The organism is Pseudomonas sp. BNK-15, assembly GCF_047456105.1.
Taxonomy (GTDB): domain Bacteria; phylum Pseudomonadota; class Gammaproteobacteria; order Pseudomonadales; family Pseudomonadaceae; genus Aquipseudomonas; species Aquipseudomonas putida_E.
Window position 1 is genome coordinate 2308113 of sequence record NZ_CP179898.1, and the last position, 19190, is coordinate 2327302.

Annotated in this window: 19 protein-coding genes; 5 read left to right on the plus strand and 14 right to left on the minus strand. The window is 62.7% G+C overall.

Annotated features, from left to right (window positions below; genetic code table 11):
* Positions 1 to 124: 124 nt before the first annotated feature.
* The 9 genes from ACMGF5_RS10605 to ACMGF5_RS10645 all read right to left on the minus strand — a co-directional run bounded on the left by ACMGF5_RS10605 (position 125) and on the right by ACMGF5_RS10645 (position 6695).
* Positions 125 to 451 (minus strand): DUF3392 domain-containing protein, encoded by a 327-nt coding sequence (locus ACMGF5_RS10605; RefSeq protein ID WP_003257821.1) that lies wholly within the window; start codon positions 449 to 451, stop codon positions 125 to 127.
* Positions 452 to 460: 9 nt separating this feature from the next.
* Complete coding sequence (gene hemW / locus ACMGF5_RS10610; protein ID WP_119688127.1) at positions 461 to 1648, minus strand: radical SAM family heme chaperone HemW; 1188 nt, start codon at positions 1646 to 1648, stop codon at positions 461 to 463.
* On the minus strand, positions 1645 to 2241 hold the full coding sequence (gene rdgB, locus ACMGF5_RS10615) for an RdgB/HAM1 family non-canonical purine NTP pyrophosphatase (RefSeq protein WP_414157776.1): 597 nt from the start codon (positions 2239 to 2241) through the stop codon (positions 1645 to 1647). Before rdgB ends, hemW begins: the two co-directional genes overlap by 4 nt.
* Positions 2238 to 2672, minus strand: coding sequence for a DUF4426 domain-containing protein (locus tag ACMGF5_RS10620; protein WP_046787038.1), 435 nt, complete (start codon positions 2670 to 2672; stop codon positions 2238 to 2240). Before ACMGF5_RS10620 ends, rdgB begins: the two co-directional genes overlap by 4 nt.
* Positions 2673 to 2694: 22 nt before the next feature.
* The gene (gene metW, locus ACMGF5_RS10625) at positions 2695 to 3315 is read right to left on the minus strand and encodes a methionine biosynthesis protein MetW (RefSeq protein ID WP_012312310.1); all 621 of its coding nucleotides are present in this window, start codon (positions 3313 to 3315) and stop codon (positions 2695 to 2697) included.
* Between the two features lie 7 nt (positions 3316 to 3322).
* Positions 3323 to 4462 (minus strand): homoserine O-succinyltransferase MetX, encoded by a 1140-nt coding sequence (metX, locus tag ACMGF5_RS10630; protein ID WP_046787039.1) that lies wholly within the window; start codon positions 4460 to 4462, stop codon positions 3323 to 3325.
* Positions 4463 to 4550: 88 nt separating this feature from the next.
* The gene (locus ACMGF5_RS10635) at positions 4551 to 5141 is read right to left on the minus strand and encodes a YggT family protein (protein ID WP_046787040.1); all 591 of its coding nucleotides are present in this window, start codon (positions 5139 to 5141) and stop codon (positions 4551 to 4553) included.
* Positions 5142 to 5151: 10 nt separating this feature from the next.
* Positions 5152 to 5970 (minus strand): pyrroline-5-carboxylate reductase, encoded by an 819-nt coding sequence (gene proC / locus ACMGF5_RS10640; protein ID WP_196997346.1) that lies wholly within the window; start codon positions 5968 to 5970, stop codon positions 5152 to 5154.
* A 38-nt stretch (positions 5971 to 6008) separates the two neighbouring features.
* Complete coding sequence (locus tag ACMGF5_RS10645; RefSeq protein WP_046787042.1) at positions 6009 to 6695, minus strand: YggS family pyridoxal phosphate-dependent enzyme; 687 nt, start codon at positions 6693 to 6695, stop codon at positions 6009 to 6011.
* 65 nt (positions 6696 to 6760) lie between these two features.
* Here ACMGF5_RS10645 and ACMGF5_RS10650 point away from each other — a divergent pair, with 65 nt between their 5' ends.
* Complete coding sequence (locus tag ACMGF5_RS10650; RefSeq protein ID WP_251962086.1) at positions 6761 to 7759, plus strand: type IV pilus twitching motility protein PilT; 999 nt, start codon at positions 6761 to 6763, stop codon at positions 7757 to 7759.
* A gap of 36 nt (positions 7760 to 7795) precedes the next feature.
* On the opposite strand, the gene ACMGF5_RS10655 is transcribed toward ACMGF5_RS10650, so the two are convergent.
* Positions 7796 to 8413, minus strand: a complete 618-nt coding sequence (locus tag ACMGF5_RS10655; RefSeq protein ID WP_046787044.1) for a C40 family peptidase — start codon at positions 8411 to 8413, stop codon at positions 7796 to 7798.
* Between the two features lie 176 nt (positions 8414 to 8589).
* On the opposite strand from ACMGF5_RS10655, the gene ACMGF5_RS10660 reads away from it, so the two are divergent.
* On the plus strand, positions 8590 to 9009 hold the full coding sequence (locus ACMGF5_RS10660; RefSeq protein WP_039602507.1) for an NINE protein: 420 nt from the start codon (positions 8590 to 8592) through the stop codon (positions 9007 to 9009).
* Positions 9010 to 9053: 44 nt separating this feature from the next.
* On the opposite strand, the gene ACMGF5_RS10665 is transcribed toward ACMGF5_RS10660, so the two are convergent.
* The 3 genes from ACMGF5_RS10665 to ACMGF5_RS10675 form a co-directional block, all read right to left on the minus strand.
* A complete protein-coding gene (locus ACMGF5_RS10665; protein WP_046787045.1) occupies positions 9054 to 9752 on the minus strand; it encodes an SPOR domain-containing protein in 699 nt (232 codons plus the stop codon).
* 1 nt (position 9753) lies between these two features.
* On the minus strand, positions 9754 to 11490 hold the full coding sequence (gene argS, locus ACMGF5_RS10670) for an arginine--tRNA ligase (RefSeq protein WP_115273369.1): 1737 nt from the start codon (positions 11488 to 11490) through the stop codon (positions 9754 to 9756).
* A 178-nt stretch (positions 11491 to 11668) separates the two neighbouring features.
* Positions 11669 to 13888 carry a primosomal protein N' gene (locus ACMGF5_RS10675; RefSeq protein ID WP_115273370.1) on the minus strand — a complete coding sequence of 740 codons (2220 nt, stop codon included), beginning with the start codon at positions 13886 to 13888 and terminating at the stop codon, positions 11669 to 11671.
* 167 nt (positions 13889 to 14055) lie between these two features.
* On the opposite strand from ACMGF5_RS10675, the gene rpmE reads away from it, so the two are divergent.
* The 3 genes from rpmE (at position 14056) to ACMGF5_RS10690 (ending at position 16543) form a co-directional block, all read left to right on the plus strand.
* The gene (gene rpmE / locus ACMGF5_RS10680; protein WP_012312321.1) at positions 14056 to 14271 is read left to right on the plus strand and encodes a 50S ribosomal protein L31; all 216 of its coding nucleotides are present in this window, start codon (positions 14056 to 14058) and stop codon (positions 14269 to 14271) included.
* Positions 14272 to 14273: 2 nt separating this feature from the next.
* Positions 14274 to 15095: a thermonuclease family protein gene (locus ACMGF5_RS10685; RefSeq protein ID WP_046787048.1), complete on the plus strand. Its 822-nt coding sequence runs from the start codon at positions 14274 to 14276 to the stop codon at positions 15093 to 15095.
* Positions 15096 to 15274: 179 nt separating this feature from the next.
* Entirely contained in the window at positions 15275 to 16543 is a 1269-nt protein-coding gene (locus ACMGF5_RS10690) for a malic enzyme-like NAD(P)-binding protein (RefSeq protein ID WP_039603148.1), read from the plus strand.
* 68 nt (positions 16544 to 16611) lie between these two features.
* Here the strand turns inward: ACMGF5_RS10690 and ACMGF5_RS10695 are convergent, their stop codons facing one another.
* Positions 16612 to 19062, minus strand: coding sequence for a penicillin-binding protein 1A (locus ACMGF5_RS10695; RefSeq protein WP_410003547.1), 2451 nt, complete (start codon positions 19060 to 19062; stop codon positions 16612 to 16614).
* Positions 19063 to 19190 lie beyond the last annotated feature (128 nt).

Below are 19190 nucleotides of genomic sequence, written 5' to 3' on the forward strand. Positions count from 1 at the left end.
CCTCCGGGGCTTGTTTGTAATCAAGGCCGAGGGGGCGGCATGCCTGACCGCCTCGGTGACTCCCTGCAAGGGGCAGTCGAGTGGTAGAGCTGCCCTGGTTCTGCGGGGCAGCTTCCAGTCAGCTTTACCCCCGCCGATCAGCGACCACGCCAATCAACACCAGCACCACCAACAGCACCGGCGCCAACGCGTAGTTGTTGAACTGGCTCAGCCCCTTCACCACCCACGGCGTGGCATAGATCAGCGCCGCGCCGCTGCCGATCATCACCAGCAGCGCCATGAACGGAACCCGCAGGGCACCTGCCAGGCCGCCCAGCCGTTGTTCCACCCAGCCCTTGATATCGGTGCCAAACAGCACCAGCAGGCAGCCTACCAAGGCCAGCGAAATCTCAGACAGGTTGCTACGGCTCCAGCGGGAAACCGTTGCCAGCAGGTCAAGTACCAGATCCATGGGTCATCCTTAGGTCAAGAAATACTGCAGCAGGTCATTGAGGAACAACTGGCCGCGTGGCGTGGCCACCAACCGATCCGGTTCGACCTGCAAAAGGCCTTTTTGTTCGGCGGCGCGGCGGGCCTCGGCGAGTTGCGTCAGTGGCAAGCCGGTACGCTGGCTGAACAGCTCGGCTTCTACGCCATCGGTCAGGCGCAGCGCGTTCATCAGGAACTCGAACGGCAGCTCGTCCACCGGCAGCAGCTTTTCGCCGGCTTTGAACGGCTTGGCCAGGTTCAGGTAGTCCTTGGGCAGGCGGGTTTTCCAGGTGCGCAGGATACGGCCGTCGGTAAAGGTCAGCTTGCCGTGGGCGCCGGCTCCGATGCCGATGAAATCGCCAAAGCGCCAGTAATTGAGGTTGTGCTTGGCAGCACGCCCCGCCTGGGCATAGGCCGAAACCTCATACTGCTTGTAGCCGTGCGCCGCCATCAGTGCCTGGCCGGCCTCCTGAATGTCCCAAAGGATGTCGTCCTCGGGCAGTTCAGGTGGTTGGTTCCAGAATACCGTGTTCGGCTCCACGGTCAGCTGGTACCAGGACAGGTGCGTTGGCCCCAGGTCGATGGCCTGGCGCAGGTCGCCCAACGCATCGTCCAGTGACTGATCGGGAAGGCCGTGCATCAGGTCCATGTTGAAGTTGTCGAAGCCGGCCGCCCGGGCCATGCCCGCTGCGCGAATGGCTTCGTCGCCATTGTGGATGCGCCCAAGCGCCTGCAGTTTGGCCGGCTGGAAGCTTTGCACGCCAATCGACAGGCGATTGATGCCCGTCTGCCGGTACGCCTTGAACTTCTCCTGCTCGAACGTCCCTGGGTTGGCTTCCAGCGTGATTTCAATGTCCGGCGCGAAGGGGATGCGTTGCTCCACGCCGCGCAGCAACCTGCCAAGGGCATTGGCGCTGAACAGGCTAGGGGTGCCGCCGCCGAAGAAGATCGACGAAATTGGCCTTCCCTGAACCGCAGGCAGCTCTTGGTCTAGGTCGGTCAGCAGGGCATCGACATAGGCCTCTTCCGGAAGCTCAGGCCCAGCTGCATGGGAGTTGAAGTCGCAGTAAGGGCATTTGCGCACGCACCACGGAATGTGGATGTACAGTGCCAAAGGTGGCAACGTGGCGAAACCCGCCACGCCAGGCTGGCGCGGCTGGGTGGACAACAATTCGATCATGCCAGGCCCAGACGTTGGCGCAGCAGGGCCATGGCGCGGGCGCGGTGGCTGAGCTGGTTCTTGTCGGCAGGCGCGAGGTCGGCGCTCGAGCAGTTGCGCTCAGGCACCCAGAACAGCGGGTCATAGCCAAAGCCTTGATCGCCGCTGGCTTCGAACATGATGCGCCCATGCCACAGGCCTTCGCAGAGGATGGGCAGTGGATCGTCGGCGTGGCGTACCAGTGCCAGCACACAGACGAACTGGGCGCCGCGCTGATCTTGCGGTACATCCTTGAGTGCTTCGAGCAGCTTGGCGTTGTTTGCCGCATCGCCCTTGCCGTCGGCATAGCGCGCCGAGTAGATGCCCGGCGCGCCACCGAGAAAGTCGACCGCCAGGCCAGAGTCGTCGGCCAGCGCGGGCAGCCCGGAGATGCGTGCAGCATTGCGCGCCTTGAGGATGGCGTTCTCGACGAACGACAGGCCGGTTTCTTCGGGTTCTACCTGGTTGAACTCACCGATCGAGCGCAGTTGCACGGTCTGGCCGAGCATGGCCTGAAGTTCCTTGAGTTTGCCGGCATTGTGGCTGGCCAATACGAGTTGCTGGAGATTCATCATTCGCCTGGGAACACTTCCTGGTTGAAGCTGAGTTTATGGCTGACCCCACCGGTTTCGACATTCAGGTCGAAGGTCAGCGTCTCGGCCTGTTGGATCTTGAACTGGGCGATGTAGTAGATCGCGCCTCGATCGGTAATCTGCTTGAACGACAGTGGGTTGCTGCGCCCGGTGAGGTCTTTTACCGTGCCGCTGACCACCGCCATGGCGGGTTTGCTGGCCTTGAGCACGGCGATGTTGAGCACCCCCTGATTCTTGCTGCGGACAAGCCCAGTGGCGGCGGCAATGTCCGGCTGCAGCATGCTGGAGGTGAAGGCGCTGTAGTGCACCGTCACGTCGCCGAACACTTCCTTGCGCTCGGGTTTGGCGGCATCGGCAGCCAGTACCGGCAGCGCCAGGCACAAGCTGATCAGAAACAGGGCTAGGCGACGCATGGTGCGATTCCTCTGCTGGGCGTCAGACCGCGAGCTGGTGCTCCTGCAGGCCGGGGCTACTGACGCGGTAAATGCCGATTTCCCCTAACAGATTAGGCCAAAGCCGGCCGCCCCACCCATTGCGGTGCAAGTGGTCGACGGCCAGGCGGTCCAGGACCTTGGCGCGGCGCTCATGGCACAGCTGTTCGAAGTCGGCAAAGGTGCAGAAGTGGATGTTCGGGGTGTTGTACCAGGTGTACGGCATGAAGTCCGAAACCGGCATGCGGCCTTTGGTCGCCAGGTACCAGCGGCAACGCCAGTGGCCGAAGTTGGGGAAGGTGATGATGCACTGGCGGCCTACCCGCAGCATCTCGTCGAGGATGCGGTCGGGGTACTCCACGGCCTGCAGGGCCTGGGTCATGATCACTACGTCAAAGCTGTTGCTGGCGAAGTTGCCCAGGCCCTTGTCCAGGTCCTGCTCGATGACGTTGACGCCTTTGGCCACACAGGCGGCGATGTTGTCGGGGTCGATCTCCAGGCCGTAGCCGGTGACCTGCTTGCGATCACGCAGCGAAGCCAGCAGCTCGCCACTGCCGCAGCCCAGGTCGAGTACCCGGCTGCCGGCGGGAATCCAGTCGTGGATGATTTCCAGGTCGGCTCTCATGCTGTCCTCAGATGGCGATGCGGTTCATGTAGTTCGCGAAACCCTGCATGTAGCGAGGCGTGGGGATCAGGAAGGCATCGTGCCCGTAAGGAGAGTCGATCTCCAGATAACAGACGTTCTTGCGTGCCGCCATCAGGGCATCGACGATCTCGCGCGAGCGGGCCGGCGAGAAACGCCAGTCGGTGGTGAACGACATGATGCAGTAGTCGGCTGTGACGTGGGCCAGGGTCGCGGCCAGGTCGCCGCCATTGGCCGCCGCCGGGTCGAAGTAATCCAGCGCCTTGGTCATCAGCAGGTAGGTGTTGGCGTCGAAGCGGCCAGAGAACTCTTCGCCCTGATAGCGCAGGTAGCTCTCGACCTGGAATTCGACGCTGTGGAAGTCGTAATTGAGCTTGTCGCTCTTGAGCTCCCGGCCAAACTTTTCCCCCATCGAGTCGTCGGACAGGTAGGTGATATGCCCGACCATACGCGCCAGCATCAGGCCACGCTTGGGGATCACGCCCTGGTCCTGGAACGAGCCGCCGTGGAATTCGGGGTCGGTGAGGATGGCCTGGCGCGCCACTTCGTTGAAGGCAATGTTCTGGGCCGACAACTTTGGTGCCGAGGCGATATCGACGCAGTGGCGCACGCGGTCGGGGTAGGTCATGGTCCATTGCAGGGCCTGCATGCCGCCGAGGCTGCCGCCGACAATGGCCGCCCACTGCCGGATGCCCAAGCGATCGGCAAGGCGTGCCTGGCTGTGTACCCAGTCTTCAACGGTCAGTACCGGGAAATCGGCGCCATACGGCTTGCCGGTGGCGGGGTTGACGCTGCTGGGGCCGGTGCTGCCGTTGCAGCCACCGAGGTTGTTCAGGCTGACCACGAAGAAACGGTTGGTGTCGATCGGCTTGCCAGGGCCGATGCAGCTGTCCCACCAGCCGGGCTTGCGGTCGGTGGTGGCGTGGTAGCCGGCCGCGTGGTGATGGCCAGAGAGGGCATGGCAGATCAGCACAGCATTGCTTGCGCTGGCATTCAGGGTGCCATAGGTCTCGTAGACCAGCTCGTAGCTGGCCAAAGAACGGCCACAGGCCAGGGCCAGCGGTTCATCGAACCGGGCTGTTTGCGGTGTAACCAGACCGACGGAATCTTCGGGAAGGACAGTGGACATCGACCCTGCTCACGCTTGACGGAGGCGTAAGTCTAAAGAGCGCTACCCCCAGCGGCAAGCAAAGGCTTGCCGCCGGGAACAACAGGGCTCAGATCATCCGCCACAGTTCCTGTGGCATGCCGGCATAGGCTGCCAGCGGTGGCATGACAAACGATTGCAGCACCTGGATCGCGATGAAGGCGAAGATCGGCGAAATGTCCATGCCGCCCAGGCTGGGCACGATCCGGCGGAACGGCGCCAGCACGGGTTCGCTGATCTGGTAGGCCAGCTCGGCCGCAGGATTGTGGCTGTTCGGCGCGACCCAGGACACGATCACCATGACGATCATCGCGACCCAGAAAATCTTCAGGAACAGCGAGGTGATGCCGATGATCGCCCACATCAGCAGGTGCAGCACATCACCGAAGGTGCCGTAGGTTACCATCAGCACAAAGCCCATCAGCAGAGCCTGGATCACCACCGCCAGCAGCAGCGACGAGGTATCGAGGCCGCCGACGCTTGGGATGATGCGACGGATCGGTTTGAGCAGCGGTTGCGTGGCGCGCACCGCGAACTGGCACAGCGGGTTGTAGAAGTTGGCTTTGACCAGCTGCAGCACGAAGCGCAGCAGGACGATCACCAGGTACAGGCTGACCAGGGTTTGCACCACGAAGATCGCGGCGCCCGACAATGCATTCATCTAAGACTCCTTATTTGCCCAATTGCTCGGCCAGCTCGGCAGAACGCTGCGCCGCGGCTGCCAGTGCCTGCTCGACGATGGCTTCGAAACCGTTGCTCTGGAACGACTTGATTGCGGCCTCTGTGGTGCCGGCTGGCGAAGTGACCCGGCGACGCAGCTCGGCGGCGTCAACGTCACTGGCCACCGCCATGTGCGCGGCACCCAGTGCGGTCTGCAGGGTCAGCTGGGTAGCGGTTTCGCGTGGCAGGCCAAGCTTCTCGCCGGCGGCAGTCATGGCTTCGATCAGCAGGAAGAAATAGGCCGGACCGCTGCCCGAGACAGCTGTAACGGCATCGAGCTGGTGTTCATGCTCAAGCCACAAGGCGGTGCCGACGGCCGATAGCAGCTGCTCGGCCTGCTGGTGCTGTGTGCTGGTCACTTCGGCGGTGGCATACAGCCCGCTTACGCCTTGGCGCAGCAGGGCCGGCGTGTTGGGCATGCAACGCACTACCGGGCGGGCGCCGAGCCAGGCCTGCAGGCTGGCGCAGGTGATGCCGGCGGCAATCGAAACGATCAGCTGGCCATCCTGCAGGTTCGGCTGCAGGGCCTCGCAGACGGTTTTCATCACCTGCGGTTTGACTGCCAGGACGATCACGTCAGCCCCGGCGATGGCCTGTGCGTTGTCTTCGAATACCTCGATACCGTGCTCGGCCTGGACCCGGGTGCGGGTTTCGGCGCCTGGATCGCTGGCGCGGATCTGCGTGGCGTCCAGGCCCTGGGCGCGCAGGCCGCCGATCAGGCTGGCAGCCATGTTGCCGGCGCCGATGAAGGCAATACGTGTCTTGCTCATGTCAGGTCCTTGATGGAAAGAGTGAGTAAAGCATGGAATCAGGCGGGGCCGTAGCTGCGGGCGCCGAACAGGGCGGTGCCGATACGCACCCAGGTCGCACCCTGCGCGATCGCAGCTTCCAGGTCGTGGCTCATGCCCATGGACAGGGTGTCCAGGCCAAGATTCAGGCCCTCCTGCAGCTGGCGCAGGCTAGCGAAGGCGGCTTCTTGCTCGGCGCGGTCCTCGCTGGGTTCGGGGATCGCCATCAGCCCGCGCAGGCGCAGGTTGGGCAGTGCGGCCACGGCATTGGCCAGTGCCGGCAGGTCCTCGGGGGCGCACCCCGATTTGCTGTCCTCGCCGCTGACATTCACCTGCAGGCAGATATTCAGAGGCGGCAGGCCTGGGGGGCGTTGTTCAGACAGGCGTTGGGCGATCTTCAGGCGGTCCACGGAGTGTACCCAGTCGAAATGTTCGGCAATTGCTTTGGTCTTGTTCGACTGAATGGGGCCGATGAAGTGCCAGATCAAGGGCAAGTCCCGCAGGTCCTCCTGCTTGGCCAGGGCTTCCTGCAGGTAGTTTTCACCGACATCGCATACACCTGCGGCATGCAGCTCGCGGATGGCACTGGCCGGTTTGGTCTTGCTGACGGCCAGCAACTGAAGGCTGGCCGGGTCGCGTCCAGCGGCCTTGGCTGCGCTATCGATACGGGCGGCAAGGGCGCAAAGGTTGTCTGCTATGGTGGACATGGATCGATGCCGTTGGCTCAGGAGTCAGCGGCATTCTACCTGCTTGATGGCTGTTGGGGAGTCTCATGGACGTGACTGACCTGTTGGCCCGGGCTGGCGATGCAGGGGCGAGTGACCTGCACCTGGCCGCGGGCGAGATACCGATGCTGCGCGTGGATGGTGAGCTGCGGCGCATGGCGCTACCGAACTTGACGCCAGCGGCGTTGACCGATGCCCTGGCGCCGCTGCTCGATGAGTGCCGGCGCCAGCAGTGGGCGCAAGGTGATGAGCAGGACCTGGCACTGGAGCTGCCCTCGCTCGGGCGCTTTCGCCTGAACCTGTTCCGTCAGTTGAATGGCCCGGCGGCCACCTTTCGCTTGATCCCAAAGCGGATTGCGACGCTCGACGAGCTTGACCTGGAAGATGTGTTTCGGTCTGTTGCACAGTGGACTGACGGCCTGATTCTGCTCGGCGGGCCTACCGGCAGTGGAAAATCCAGCACCTTGGCGACGCTGATCGATCAGCTGAACCGGCAGCGGTCCTTGCACATCATCACCCTCGAGGACCCTGTCGAAGTTATCCACAACAGCCAGCGAAGCCTGATCAATCAGCGAGAAATCGGTCGGCATTGCCGCGACTTTTCCCAAGGGCTGCGCAGCGCGCTGCGTCAGGACCCGGATGTGATCGTCATAGGCGAATTGCGCGACCTGGAGACGATTCGCCTGGCGTTGCGGGCTGCGGAGACCGGGCACCTGGTGCTGGCAACGGTGCATACGCGCTCGGCTGCTGGCAGTGTCGACCGGCTGGTGGAGGTGTTTGCCGCCGAGGAGAAACCGCTGGTGCGAGCGATGTTGGCGGAGTCGCTGCGTATGGTTGTGGCGCAGGTGCTGGTCAAGTGTGTGCGGGGTGGGCGGGTGGCTGCCCGGGAGGTGCTGGTGGGAACGCCTGCGGTGCGTAACCTGATCCGCGAGGGGCGTATGGCGCAATTGAATTCGGTGATGCAGGCGGGTGCTGCGCAGGGCATGCGGACGATGGAGGGGGCGTTGCAGCGATTGAAGACCCAAGGGTTGATCGGGGCCGTGTAGCAGTGGCCCCAGCAATCCATCGGTTGCCTTGCCAGGTCAGCGCTTGGCCAGGGCCAACTGCTGCGGCGCCTTCGGCAACACTCGCTTGGCCACGACATAGTGCTTCTGCCAGTAAGGCTTGCTCAGGTTGTCGATGCTTACCCGCTTGCCGCGGCGCGGTGCATGGATGAAGCGATCGTTGCCCAGGTAGATGGCTACGTGGTTGACGCGGCGGCTCTTGATGTTGAAGAAGATCAGGTCGCCAGGCTTGAGATCGCTTTTGGCCACCTTCACGCCGTGGCCCTTTGCCATGGCATTGGAGGTGCGCGGCAAGTCGACATCAGCCACGTCATTGAAGGCGTACTTGACCAGCCCGCTGCAGTCGAAGCCTTTTTTAGGGCTGCTGCCGCCCCAAACATAAGGGGTGCCGAGCACATTCACGGCGCGGCTGAGCACGTCGCTGCTCTGTTTCGGCGACATGGCAGCCACTGGCACCTGGCCAGCGTTGTTGGCGCGTGCACGCAAGGCGGTGTGCTTGCTGGGCACGTGTTTCACCGTGGCATTGGTGGTATAGCCGGTGAAACCGTTGGGAAGACGTTGCTCACGGTTGGTGGCGTGGGCGGCCAGGGGCAATAATAGGCAGAGGGTCAGCCATGTCTTGAACAAAGGCGGCATAGATGAAGCTCTTGTGAAGTTTTGGTGTTGGTTTTGGTATTGGCGCGCAACTTTATAACAGCTTTTTGATCAATTTCTGATCCGTTTGTCGATTGTCATGCTGCCGTACGTCGGCCTGCGACGCAAAAGTCACATTTTTTTTTAGAAAATTTTCGGCTAACCCATGGGGGCTATGAATGAACAGTTATGAACAAGGGGCGCCGTTCCACGACACCCATAGCAAGGTCATCGGCTATTTGTTGTGGATTTTCGGCTTCACGGGCTCGCATCGTTTCTACTACGGCAAGCCGATCACCGGAACAATCTGGTTCTTCACCCTGGGCCTGCTTGGCATAGGCTGGCTGATCGACCTGTTCCTGATCCCGTCGATGGACCGCGAGGCTGACTTGCGTTTTCAGTCTGGGCGCATCGACTACAACATTGCCTGGGTACTGCTGACCTTCCTCGGCATTTTTGGCGTGCATCGCCTGTACCAGGGCAAGTGGATCACCGCGATCATCTACTTCTTCACCGGTGGCCTGTTCCTGGTGGGTGTGCTGTATGACTTCTGGACGCTGAACAGCCAGGTTTCCCAAGCCAACGCTGAACGCCGTTGAGCACAAAAAAGGCCTTGTCACGCTGAGCGACAAGGCCTTTTTCGTTACTGGCGGGTCTGGCGCTGCTGCAGTAGCAGGTTACTGAACCCCGCTCCGGCCAGTTGCTTCTGCGCACCGGTCAACTGCTCACGGTTGCTGTATGGGCCGACCAGCACGCGGTACCAGGTTTCATCCTTGACCGTGCCCGACTCCACCTTCACCGTCTGGCCCAACAGGATGATCTGCGCCCGCACCTTGTCGGCGTCGGCCTGTTTGCGGAACGAGCCGGCCTGAAGGAAGTACTGCGTGGTGGCCGCAGGTTTGATCACTGGCGGAGCCGGGGGTGGCGTCTGGCCCAACAGTGCAGCCTGGGCGCGCGCGGTATCGATTTTCGCCGCTTCGGCAGGTGTGACCGGGGTGACTGGCTGGGCTGGGACAGGCGGCGTCTTCTCAGGCACGGCTTCTGGCGGCACGATCACTTCCGACTCGGGCAGCAGGGTGTAGAAGTCATACTTGGGCTTTACCGGCTGCTGCGTAGCGGCCGCGGTTGATTTGCCCGCCTCGGCAACTTTCTCGGGCTTCTGCTGCTCGGGCTTGGCGCGCTTGATATCGCCACCGCCAGGCTCGAGCTTCATCAGGAAGACGATGAAGGCGCCGACCGTCAGGCCGACTGCCAGCCATATCCAGCCGGGGATCGGCTGTTTGGCCGGTGCCTGGGTGCGGCTTGCACCGCGCTTGGGAGCTGGTTTTTTCTTGGCAGCCAACTTACATGCGCTCCAGGGTTTCCAGGCCGAGCAGTTCCAGACCTTGCTTGAGGGTGCGACCCGTCAGGGCTGCCAGGCGCAGGCGGCTCTGCTGTTGCTCGGGGGTTTCGGCGGCGAGGATCGGGCAATTCTCGTAGAAGCTGGAGAACAGGCCAGCCAGGTCGTACAGGTAGGTGCACAACACGTGCGGGGTGCCCTTGTCCGCGACGTTGTTGAGGATCTCGCCGAATTGCGCCAGGCGTGCAGCCAGGTCCTGCTCGTGTGCAGCCTGCAGGACGATGCGGCCTTCCACCTCGTCAAAGCCCTTGCCCAGCTTGCGGAACACGCCGGCCACGCGGGTGTAGGCGTACAGCAGGTAGGGCGCGGTGTTGCCTTCGAAGTTGAGCATCAGCTCAAAGTTGAAGCTGTAGTCGCTGGTGCGGTGCTTGGACAGGTCTGCGTATTTCACCGCGCCGATACCGACCACTTCACCGATGTGGCGCAATTCGTCCTCGGCCAGGCTCGGGTTTTTCTCCTTGACCAGTGCGTAGGCACGTTCCTTGGCCTCGGTGAGCAGGTCGATCAGCTTCACGGTGCCGCCGTCACGGGTCTTGAACGGGCGGCCATCGGCGCCGTTCATGGTGCCGAAGCCCATGTGTTCCATTTGCATCGGGTGGCCGACGAAACCGGCGCGGCGCGCCACTTCGAACACCTGGTTGAAGTGCAGTGCCTGGCGCTGGTCGACGAAGTACAGCGCGCGGTCGGCCTTGAGCACATTGCTGCGGTAGCGCACGGCAGCCAGGTCGGTGGTGGCGTACAGGTAGCCGCCGTCGGCCTTCTGCACGATCACGGGCAGCGGCTCGCCTTCGCTGTTCTTGAACTCTTCGAGGAACACGCACTGGGCGCCTTGGTCCTCGACCAGCAGGCCTTTGGCCTTGAGGTCGGCAACCACGTTGGCGAGGTCGGCGTTATAGGCGCTTTCGCCCATCACGTCGGCCATGGTCAGTTTGACGTTGAGCAGCTCGTAGGTTTTCTGGCAGTGCGACAGCGAAATGTCCTTGAAGCGCGTCCACAGCGCCATGCACTCAGGGTCGCCGGCCTGCAGCTTGACCACCAGGCCGCGAGCGCGGGTGGCGAATTCTTCGGACTCGTCGAAGCGCTTCTTGGCGGCGCGGTAGAAGTTCTCCAGGTCGGACAGCTCGTCGCTGGTGATCGGGTTTTCTTCCAGATAGGCCAGCAGCATGCCGAACTGAGTACCCCAGTCGCCCACGTGGTTCTGGCGGATGACCTGGTCACCCAGGAACTCCAGCACGCGGGCGACGCTGTCACCGATGATGGTGGAGCGCAAGTGGCCGACGTGCATCTCTTTGGCCAGGTTCGGTGCCGACATGTCGATCACCACCTTCTGCGCAGGGCCAGCCTTGCGCGCACCCAGGTGCGCATCGGCAAGGGCGGCGTCCAGGCGGTTGGCCAGGGCGTCGGTGTTCTGGAAGAAGTTCAGAAAGCCTGGGCCTGCGATCTCGACCTTGCTGATGTCGGCACTGGCCGGCAGGGCTGCAATCAGCTTTTCGGCGAGGTCGCGCGGCTTCATGCCAGCCGGCTTGGCCAGCATCATTGCGATGTTGCTGGCGAAGTCGCCGTGGGTCTTGTCCCGGGCGTTTTCCACCTGGATCGCCGGCGACAGCCCTTCAGGCAGCACACCGTCGGTGACGAGTTGGGTGAGGGCTTGCTGGATCAGCTGGCGAATGGTGTCTTTCATGGGGATCTCTTTTCGACCGCTAGCGCGGTGGAGCGCCTGGGTGCGCAGGTGGAAAAACTGGGCATTATCCGTTGCTGGGGCCGGGTTGCCAACCTTTGAGCTGCAAGCTTCAAGCTGCAAGAACAAACGCCATCGCCCGGCCTGCTCTTGCTCTTGCTTGTAGCTTGCAGCTTACAGCTCAATATAGGTCGACCGGGTCGACATCCAGCGACCAGCGTACTTGCCGCCCGCCTGGAAGCTGCTCCAACACTAGCAACCAGGCACTGATCAGTCGATGCAGCGGTGCCCGGGTTTCGGCCTGTATCAGCAATTGCGCACGGAAGCGCCCGGCCTTGCGCTCCATCGGAGCAGGCACCGGGCCCAACAGTTCAATGCCGGGCAAGCGCTGCTCGGTCACCAGGCGCTGCGCGGCGCTGCAGGCTTCGTCGAGAAAACCTTCGGCCTGCCCTGGCTTGTGCGCTTCGGCGCGCAGCAGGGCAAGGTGGGAATACGGTGGCAGGCCAGCGGCGCGGCGCTCGTCCAGCGCCTGTTCGGCAAAGGCGAAGTAGCCTTGCTCGGTCAACTGCACCAGCAGCGGGTGGTCGGCCAGGTGCGTCTGGATGACCACTTTGCCGGGTTCCTCGGCACGCCCCGCGCGCCCGGCGACCTGCACGATGAGCTGGGCCATGCGCTCGGTGGCGCGGAAGTCGCCGGAGAACAACCCGCCATCAGCATCGAGAATCGCGACCAAGGTCACCCGCGGAAAGTGATGCCCCTTGGCCAGCATCTGCGTCCCGACCAGGATGCTCGGCTGGCCGCGCTGAATGGTGCTGAACAAATTGTGCATCGCGTCCTTGCGCGCCGTGCTGTCGCGGTCGACCCGCAGGATCGGGTAATCGGGGAACAGTACCTTCAGTCGTTCCTCGGCGCGCTCGGTGCCTGCACCTACCGGGCGCAAGTCGACATGGTCGCACTTGGGGCACTGGTGCGGGAGGCGTTCGTCGTACCCGCAATGGTGGCAGCGCAGTACGCCGGCGCGCTGATGCACGGTCATGCGGGCATCGCAGCGCGGGCATTCGCTGAGCCAGCCGCAGTCGTGGCACAGCAGCGTCGGGGCGAAACCGCGGCGGTTGAGGAAAACCAGCACCTGCTGGCCTGCTTCCAGTGTCTGGCGGATGGCCTGTTGCAGCGGGCCGCTGATGCCGCTGTCCAGCGGCAGGCTTTTCACGTCCAGGCGTAACATGCGTGGCGGGCGCGCGCCTCCTGCGCGCTGGTTCATGCGCAGCAGGCGGTAGCGGCCGGTCAGGGCATTGTGCAGGGTTTCCAGCGAAGGGGTGGCTGAGCCGAGCAGGATCGGGATGTTCTCCTGGTGAGCGCGCACCATCGCCAGGTCGCGGGCGTGGTAGCGCAGGCCTTCCTGCTGCTTATAGGAGCCGTCATGTTCTTCGTCGATGATGATCAGGCCCGGGTTCTTCATGGGAGTGAACAGCGCCGAACGCGTGCCGATGATGATATCCGCCTCGCCATCTCGCGCCGCCAGCCAGGCGTCGAGGCGTTCGCGGTCATTGACGGCCGAATGCACCAAGGCGATGCGTGCGTTGAAACGCTGTTCGAAACGCGCCAGGGTTTGCGGGCCGAGGTTGATTTCCGGGATCAGCACCAGCGCCTGCTTGCCGGCTTCCAGGGTTTCACGGATCAGTTGCAGGTAGACCTCGGTCTTGCCGCTGCCGGTAACGCCGGCCAGGAGGAACGCATTGAAGCTGCCAAAGCCATCGCGCACGGCCTCGAAGGCCACTCGCTGTTCTTCGTTGAGCGGCAGTTCCGGCTGGGCCAGCCAGTGCTCATGGCGTTGATCTGGCAGGTGGCGGCGTACTTCGAGCTGAACCAAGTCCTTGGCCAGTAACAGGTCAAGGCTGTCCTTGTTAAGGTTGAGCTTGCTCAGCAGGCTGTGCGCAACGCCGTGCGGGTGTTGCGCCAGCGTTCTGAGGGCGTCCCGCTGGCGCGGTGCGCGGGCGATGCGCGGGTCTTCCAGGCGGGCACCTGGGGCCACGTGCCAGAAGCGCTCCTGGCGCATCTCGGCCGGCTCGCCCTGGCGCAGCAAGGTGGGCAAGGCCCAGCTCAGGGTGTCGCCGAGGCTGTGCTGGTAGTACTGGGCCGTCCACAGGCACAGCTTGAACAGCGGCGCCGGCACCGGTGAAACCGGGTCGAGCAGGGCGCTGGCCGGTTTGAGCTTGTCGGCAGGGACCTCGCTGTGGTCGCAGACCTCCACCAGCACGCCGATCATCTCGCGGCGGCCGAACGGCACCCGGATGCGCATTCCCGGGGTGAGTGCCTGGTGCGCCATGCTCGCCGGCGCCCTGTAGTCGAACAGGCGACGCAGGGGGGAGGGCAGGGCAAGGCGCAGGATGACGTCGGACACGCGTAAGGTCTCGCAGGGCGTTTCGAAGACTGGCGAGCCTATCAGACGACAGTCGGTGCAAGCGACAACTTGCGTCGACGCGGCGCTCTGGTATTATTCCCCGCCTAATTACGTGCGGTATTCAACAATTGGTGTTGGGTGGCGGCACGCAGCTCGAGGAAGTGACCATGAAAGCTGATATTCATCCGAACTACGAAGCAGTTGCTGTGACCTGCAGCTGCGGCAACAAATTCGAAACCCGTTCGACCCTGGGCAGCACCCTGGCGATCGACGTTTGCAACCTGTGCCACCCGTTCTACACCGGTAAGCAGAAAGTGCTGGACACCGGTGGTCGCGTTCAGCGCTTCGCCGATCGCTTCGGTATGTTCGGTACCAAGAAGTAATCATGCGCATGGCGAATCCTTCGGGCTTCGCGTTGTTGCTGAAAAAGGCGCCCCTTGTGGGCGCCTTTTTTGTGGGCGCGCTCTGGCAAGTGCCGGCCCTGGCGTTTTGCCCATTGCCGGACAGGCCGCAGATCGTGGCGGTGCGTCAGGTGGTCGATGGCGATACCCTGCGCCTTACCGATGGTCGCAGCGTGCGCATGATTGGCATCAACGCCCCGGAGATAGGGCGCAAGGGGCGCACCAGCGAACCTTTTGCCGAGGCCGCCAAGCGGCGTTTGCAAGCCTTGGTCAAAGCCAGCGACGGCCGTGTCGGCTTGGTGCTCGGCGTCGAGCCCAAGGACAAGTACGGCCGCACGCTGGCACACGTTTACGCCCGTAGTGGCGACAATCTTGAAGCCCGATTGCTTGGCGAAGGGCTTGGCTATCGCGTCGCGGTTGCGCCCAATGTGCGTTTGGTGGCGTGCCAGCGAGTGGCCGAGCAATCGGCGCGCAAGGCAGGCGCTGGCCTTTGGCGCCCTTCACCGGTACTTCGCGCCAGCCAGGTTCGCCAGTCGGGCTTCGCGGTGATCGGCGGCAGCATCCGGAATATTGCACGCAATCGCGGTGGAGTCTGGCTGGAACTTGAAACTGACGTGGTGCTGCAGGTTCCCGCTCGTCTGCAACGCAACTTCCCCGTCGGCTTCTTCGATAACCTCAAAGGACGCCAGGTCGAGGCGCGGGGTTGGGTGCTGGATCGTTCCCGCAAGGGTGGGCTCAAGCCGGGGCAGCGACGCTGGGTGTTGCCAATCACCGATCCGAGCATGCTGGAACGCATTTCAAGCTGAAAAGATGTAGACATTTCGCTATTGGATTGTACACACTGTTGTTCGAATGCCCCCGTGTGTTATAGCGTAAAGTCGTAGGCTAAAGGCCTTGACACAAGTGACCGACCAGTCTTGTGGCTCCCCGGCTCTTTGCGTATCCTCGGCGGTCCGTCAGAACAGTAAATAGCGGAATGCCCACCATGTCAGACCTGAAAACCGCCGCTCTCGAATACCACGCTCAACCTCGTCCGGGGAAACTGAGCGTCGAGCTCTCCAAGCCCACCGCCACCGCCCGCGATCTCGCCCTGGCCTACAGCCCAGGTGTTGCAGAACCGGTGCGTGAAATCGGCCGTGATCCTGAGCTGGCCTACAAATACACTGGCAAGGGCAACCTTGTTGCAGTTATTTCCGATGGCACCGCCATCCTCGGTCTGGGTGACCTTGGCCCACTGGCTTCCAAGCCGGTCATGGAAGGCAAGGGCGTTCTGTTCAAGCGTTTCGCCGGTATCGACGTGTTCGATATCGAAGTCGAGTCGGAAAGCCCGCAAGCTTTCATCGACACCGTTCGCCGCATTTCGATCACCTTCGGTGGCATCAACCTCGAAGACATCAAGGCACCCGAGTGCTTCGAAATCGAGCGCACCCTGATCGAGCAGTGCGATATTCCGGTGTTCCACGATGACCAGCACGGCACCGCTATCGTTACCGCTGCCGGCATGATCAACGCCCTGGAAATCGCGGGCAAGAAGCTCGAAGACGCCAAGATCGTCTGCCTGGGTGCCGGCGCTGCCGCCATCTCTTGCATGAAGCTGCTGGTCAGCATGGGCGCCAAGGTCGAAAACATCTTCATGATCGACCGTAGCGGCGTGATCCACGCTGGCCGTGACGACCTGAACCAGTACAAGGCCCAGTTCGCTCACGCTACCGACAAGCGCACCCTGGCTGATGCCCTGGACGGTGCCGATGTGTTCGTTGGCCTGTCCGGCCCGAACCTGCTGAGCGCGGAAGGCCTGAAATCGATGGCTGCCAACCCGATCGTGTTCGCCTGCTCGAACCCGGACCCGGAGATCTCGCCAGAGCTGGCTCATGCCACCCGCAACGACGTGATCATGGCTACCGGTCGTTCCGACTACCCGAACCAGGTCAACAACGTGCTGGGCTTCCCATTCATCTTCCGTGGTGCCCTGGACGTTCGCGCCAAGCGTATCAACGAAGAAATGAAGATCGCCGCCGCTATCGCCCTGAAGGACCTGGCCAAGCTGCCGGTGCCTAAGGAAGTTTGCGAAGCCTATGGCGTTGAAGGCCTGGAATTCGGCCGTGAGTACATCATTCCGAAGCCGCTGGACGCACGCCTGATCACCGTCGTTTCCGATGCCGTAGCCAAGGCTGCCATCGAATCCGGCGTGGCTACCCTGCCATATCCGAAGCACTACCCGCTCAACAGCGTTGACGAAGTATTCAACGGCTGAAGCAGGGTGCAAAAAGAACCGGCTCATATGAGCCGGTTTTTTTTGGGTTCAAGCTGCAAGCTGTCGGCTCAGAACAAATCCATGGGCGCCGCTTCATCGGCCGGCAGCGGGCTGCCCGGCGCTGCACCGTTGCCCAGTTCATCCACCGATGGTGGCGAATCTTCAGCCTTGAACAGTTCGAAATACGCGTTAGGCGTGCTCGGGGAGGCCGCACGGCCGCTGACCGGGTCGACACGCAGGCTGAGGATGCCTTCCGGTTCTGCAGGCGGGTGGTTGGGCTTGTCCTTCAGGGCCGCGCCCATGAAGCTCATCCAGATCGGCAGGGCAGCCGTCCCGCCGTATTCGCGGCGACCCAGGGTTTCCGGCTGGTCGAAACCGACCCAGACGGTAGTGACGTAATCGGCGTTGTAGCCGGAGAACCAGGCATCCTTGGACTCGTTGGTGGTGCCGGTCTTGCCCGCCAGGTCCGTACGACCCAGGGCCAGGGCGCGGCGCCCGGTCCCGCGTTTGATCACGTCCTGCAGCATGCTGGTGAGGATATAGGTGGTACGGCCATCGATGATCTGCTCGGCGGTTACCGGTGCCTGTGTGGCGGGTGCAGGCTGGCCAGGAACCGACGGCGCCTCACCAGGCAGCGACGCCGTGCTGATCGGCTGCTCTGGTGCCGCCAGGCCTGCGTCGTCCTCGGCGCCCTGCGGCACGCGCGCAGGGTTGGCGGTGAACAGCGTCTCGCCGTTGCGGCTCTCGATGCGCTCGATCAGGTACGGGTTGATCTTGTAACCGCCGTTGGCGAAGGTGCTCCAGCCAGTGGCGATTTCCATGGGCGTCAGGGTCGCGGTGCCCAATGCCAGCGACAGGTTGGGCGGCAGATCCTGCTTGTTGAAGCCGAACTTGGTGATGTAGTCGATGGTGCGGCCTACGCCCATGGCCTGCAGCAAGCGGATCGATACCAGGTTGCGCGACTTGTACAGCGCTTCGCGCATGCGAATCGGGCCGAGGAAGGTGTTGGTGTCATTCTTGGGTCGCCATTCCTTGTCCAGGTATTCGTCGACGAACACGATCGGAGCGTCGTTGACCAGGCTGGCGGCGGTGTAGCCGCTGTCCAGCGCCGCGCTATAGATGAACGGTTTGAAGCTTGAGCCGGGCTGGCGCTTGGCCTGCATGGCGCGGTTGTAGTTGCTCTGCTCGAACGAGAAACCGCCAACCAGCGCACGGATGGCGCCGTTGTAAGGGTCCAGCGTGATCAGCGCGCTCTGCGCTGCCGGTACCTGGCTGAACTTGAGTTTGCCGTCGTCCAGCCGCTGCACGCGCACCAGGTCGCCAACCTGGGCCACGTCTGCCGGCGATTGTGGCGCCCGGCCCTGCGCATTGCTATTGATGAACGGGCGCGCCCACTTCATGGTGTCCCATGCGACATCTTCTTCCTTGCCGCCGCGGGTCAGTACTTTCAGGCCGCTTTTCTCAACCTGGGTAACGATGGCCGGCTCCAGCCCGCCCAAGGTGCGCTGCTTGTTCAATTCCTGCAGCCAGGCAGCCTGGCCTTTGCCCGGGAAGCGCGATTCAGGGCCGCGGTAGCCGTGGCGCTCATCATAATCGGACAGGCCACCGTGAACGGCCTTGTTGGCGATTTCCTGCATGTCGCTCGGCACTGTGGTGGTGACGCGGAAACCCTCGGTATACGCATCGCTGCCATAGCGGCCAACCATTTCGGCACGGGCCATCTCGGCGATGTAAGGCGCGTTAACCTCCGGCGCCGATACGTGGTAGCTGGCGTTAAGCGGTTCGGCCAGGGCGGCCTGGTAGCTCGCCTCGTCAATCTTGCCGAGCTTGTACATGCGGCCCAGGATCCAGTCGCGACGCTCTTTTGCACGCACCGGGTTGGCCAGAGGGTTGAAGCGCGACGGTGCCTTGGGCAGGCCGGCGATCATCGCCATCTGCGCCAGGCTCACGTCACGGATCGACTTGCCATAGTAAACCTGTGCGGCAGCGTCGATGCCGTAGGCGCGGTTGCCCAGGTAGATCTTGTTCACGTACAGCTCGAGGATCTCATCCTTGGTCAGTTCGCGCTCGATCTGCAGGGCCAGGAGAATCTCGTTGGTCTTGCGCGAGAAGCTGCGCTCGCTGGTGAGGAAGAAGTTCTTCGCCACCTGCATGGTGATTGTGCTGCCGCCGGTCTGTATATGACCGGTTTTCACCAGTTGGGTCGCGGCGCGCATCAGGCTGGCCGGGTCAACGCCGTAGTGATTGAGGAAATTGTCGTCCTCGGCTGACAGAAGCGCCTGAATGAATTGCGGGGGAATGTCCGCGAAACGGATGGGCGAGCGGCGCATTTCGCCAAACTCGGCGATCAGCTTGCCATCGCTGCTGTACACCCTCAGGGGGATCTGCAACTGGATGCTTCTGAGCGAATCGACCGACGGCAGGTTGGGACTAAGATACAGAAACGCACCGCTCACACCGAGTACGAGCGCGCAGATGACTGCGACGAAAGACCACCAGAAGAACTTCAGCAGACGTATCAAGGCTTTTGGGTGTCCAGGTTGAGGGGTGAATTGCGCACGGAGCCGGCGGACGAAAAAACGCTGGGCATTATAAGCATTTTTCGCCTCGCCGGGTGACCGGCCGGGCGGCCCGCTGCACCTTCCGG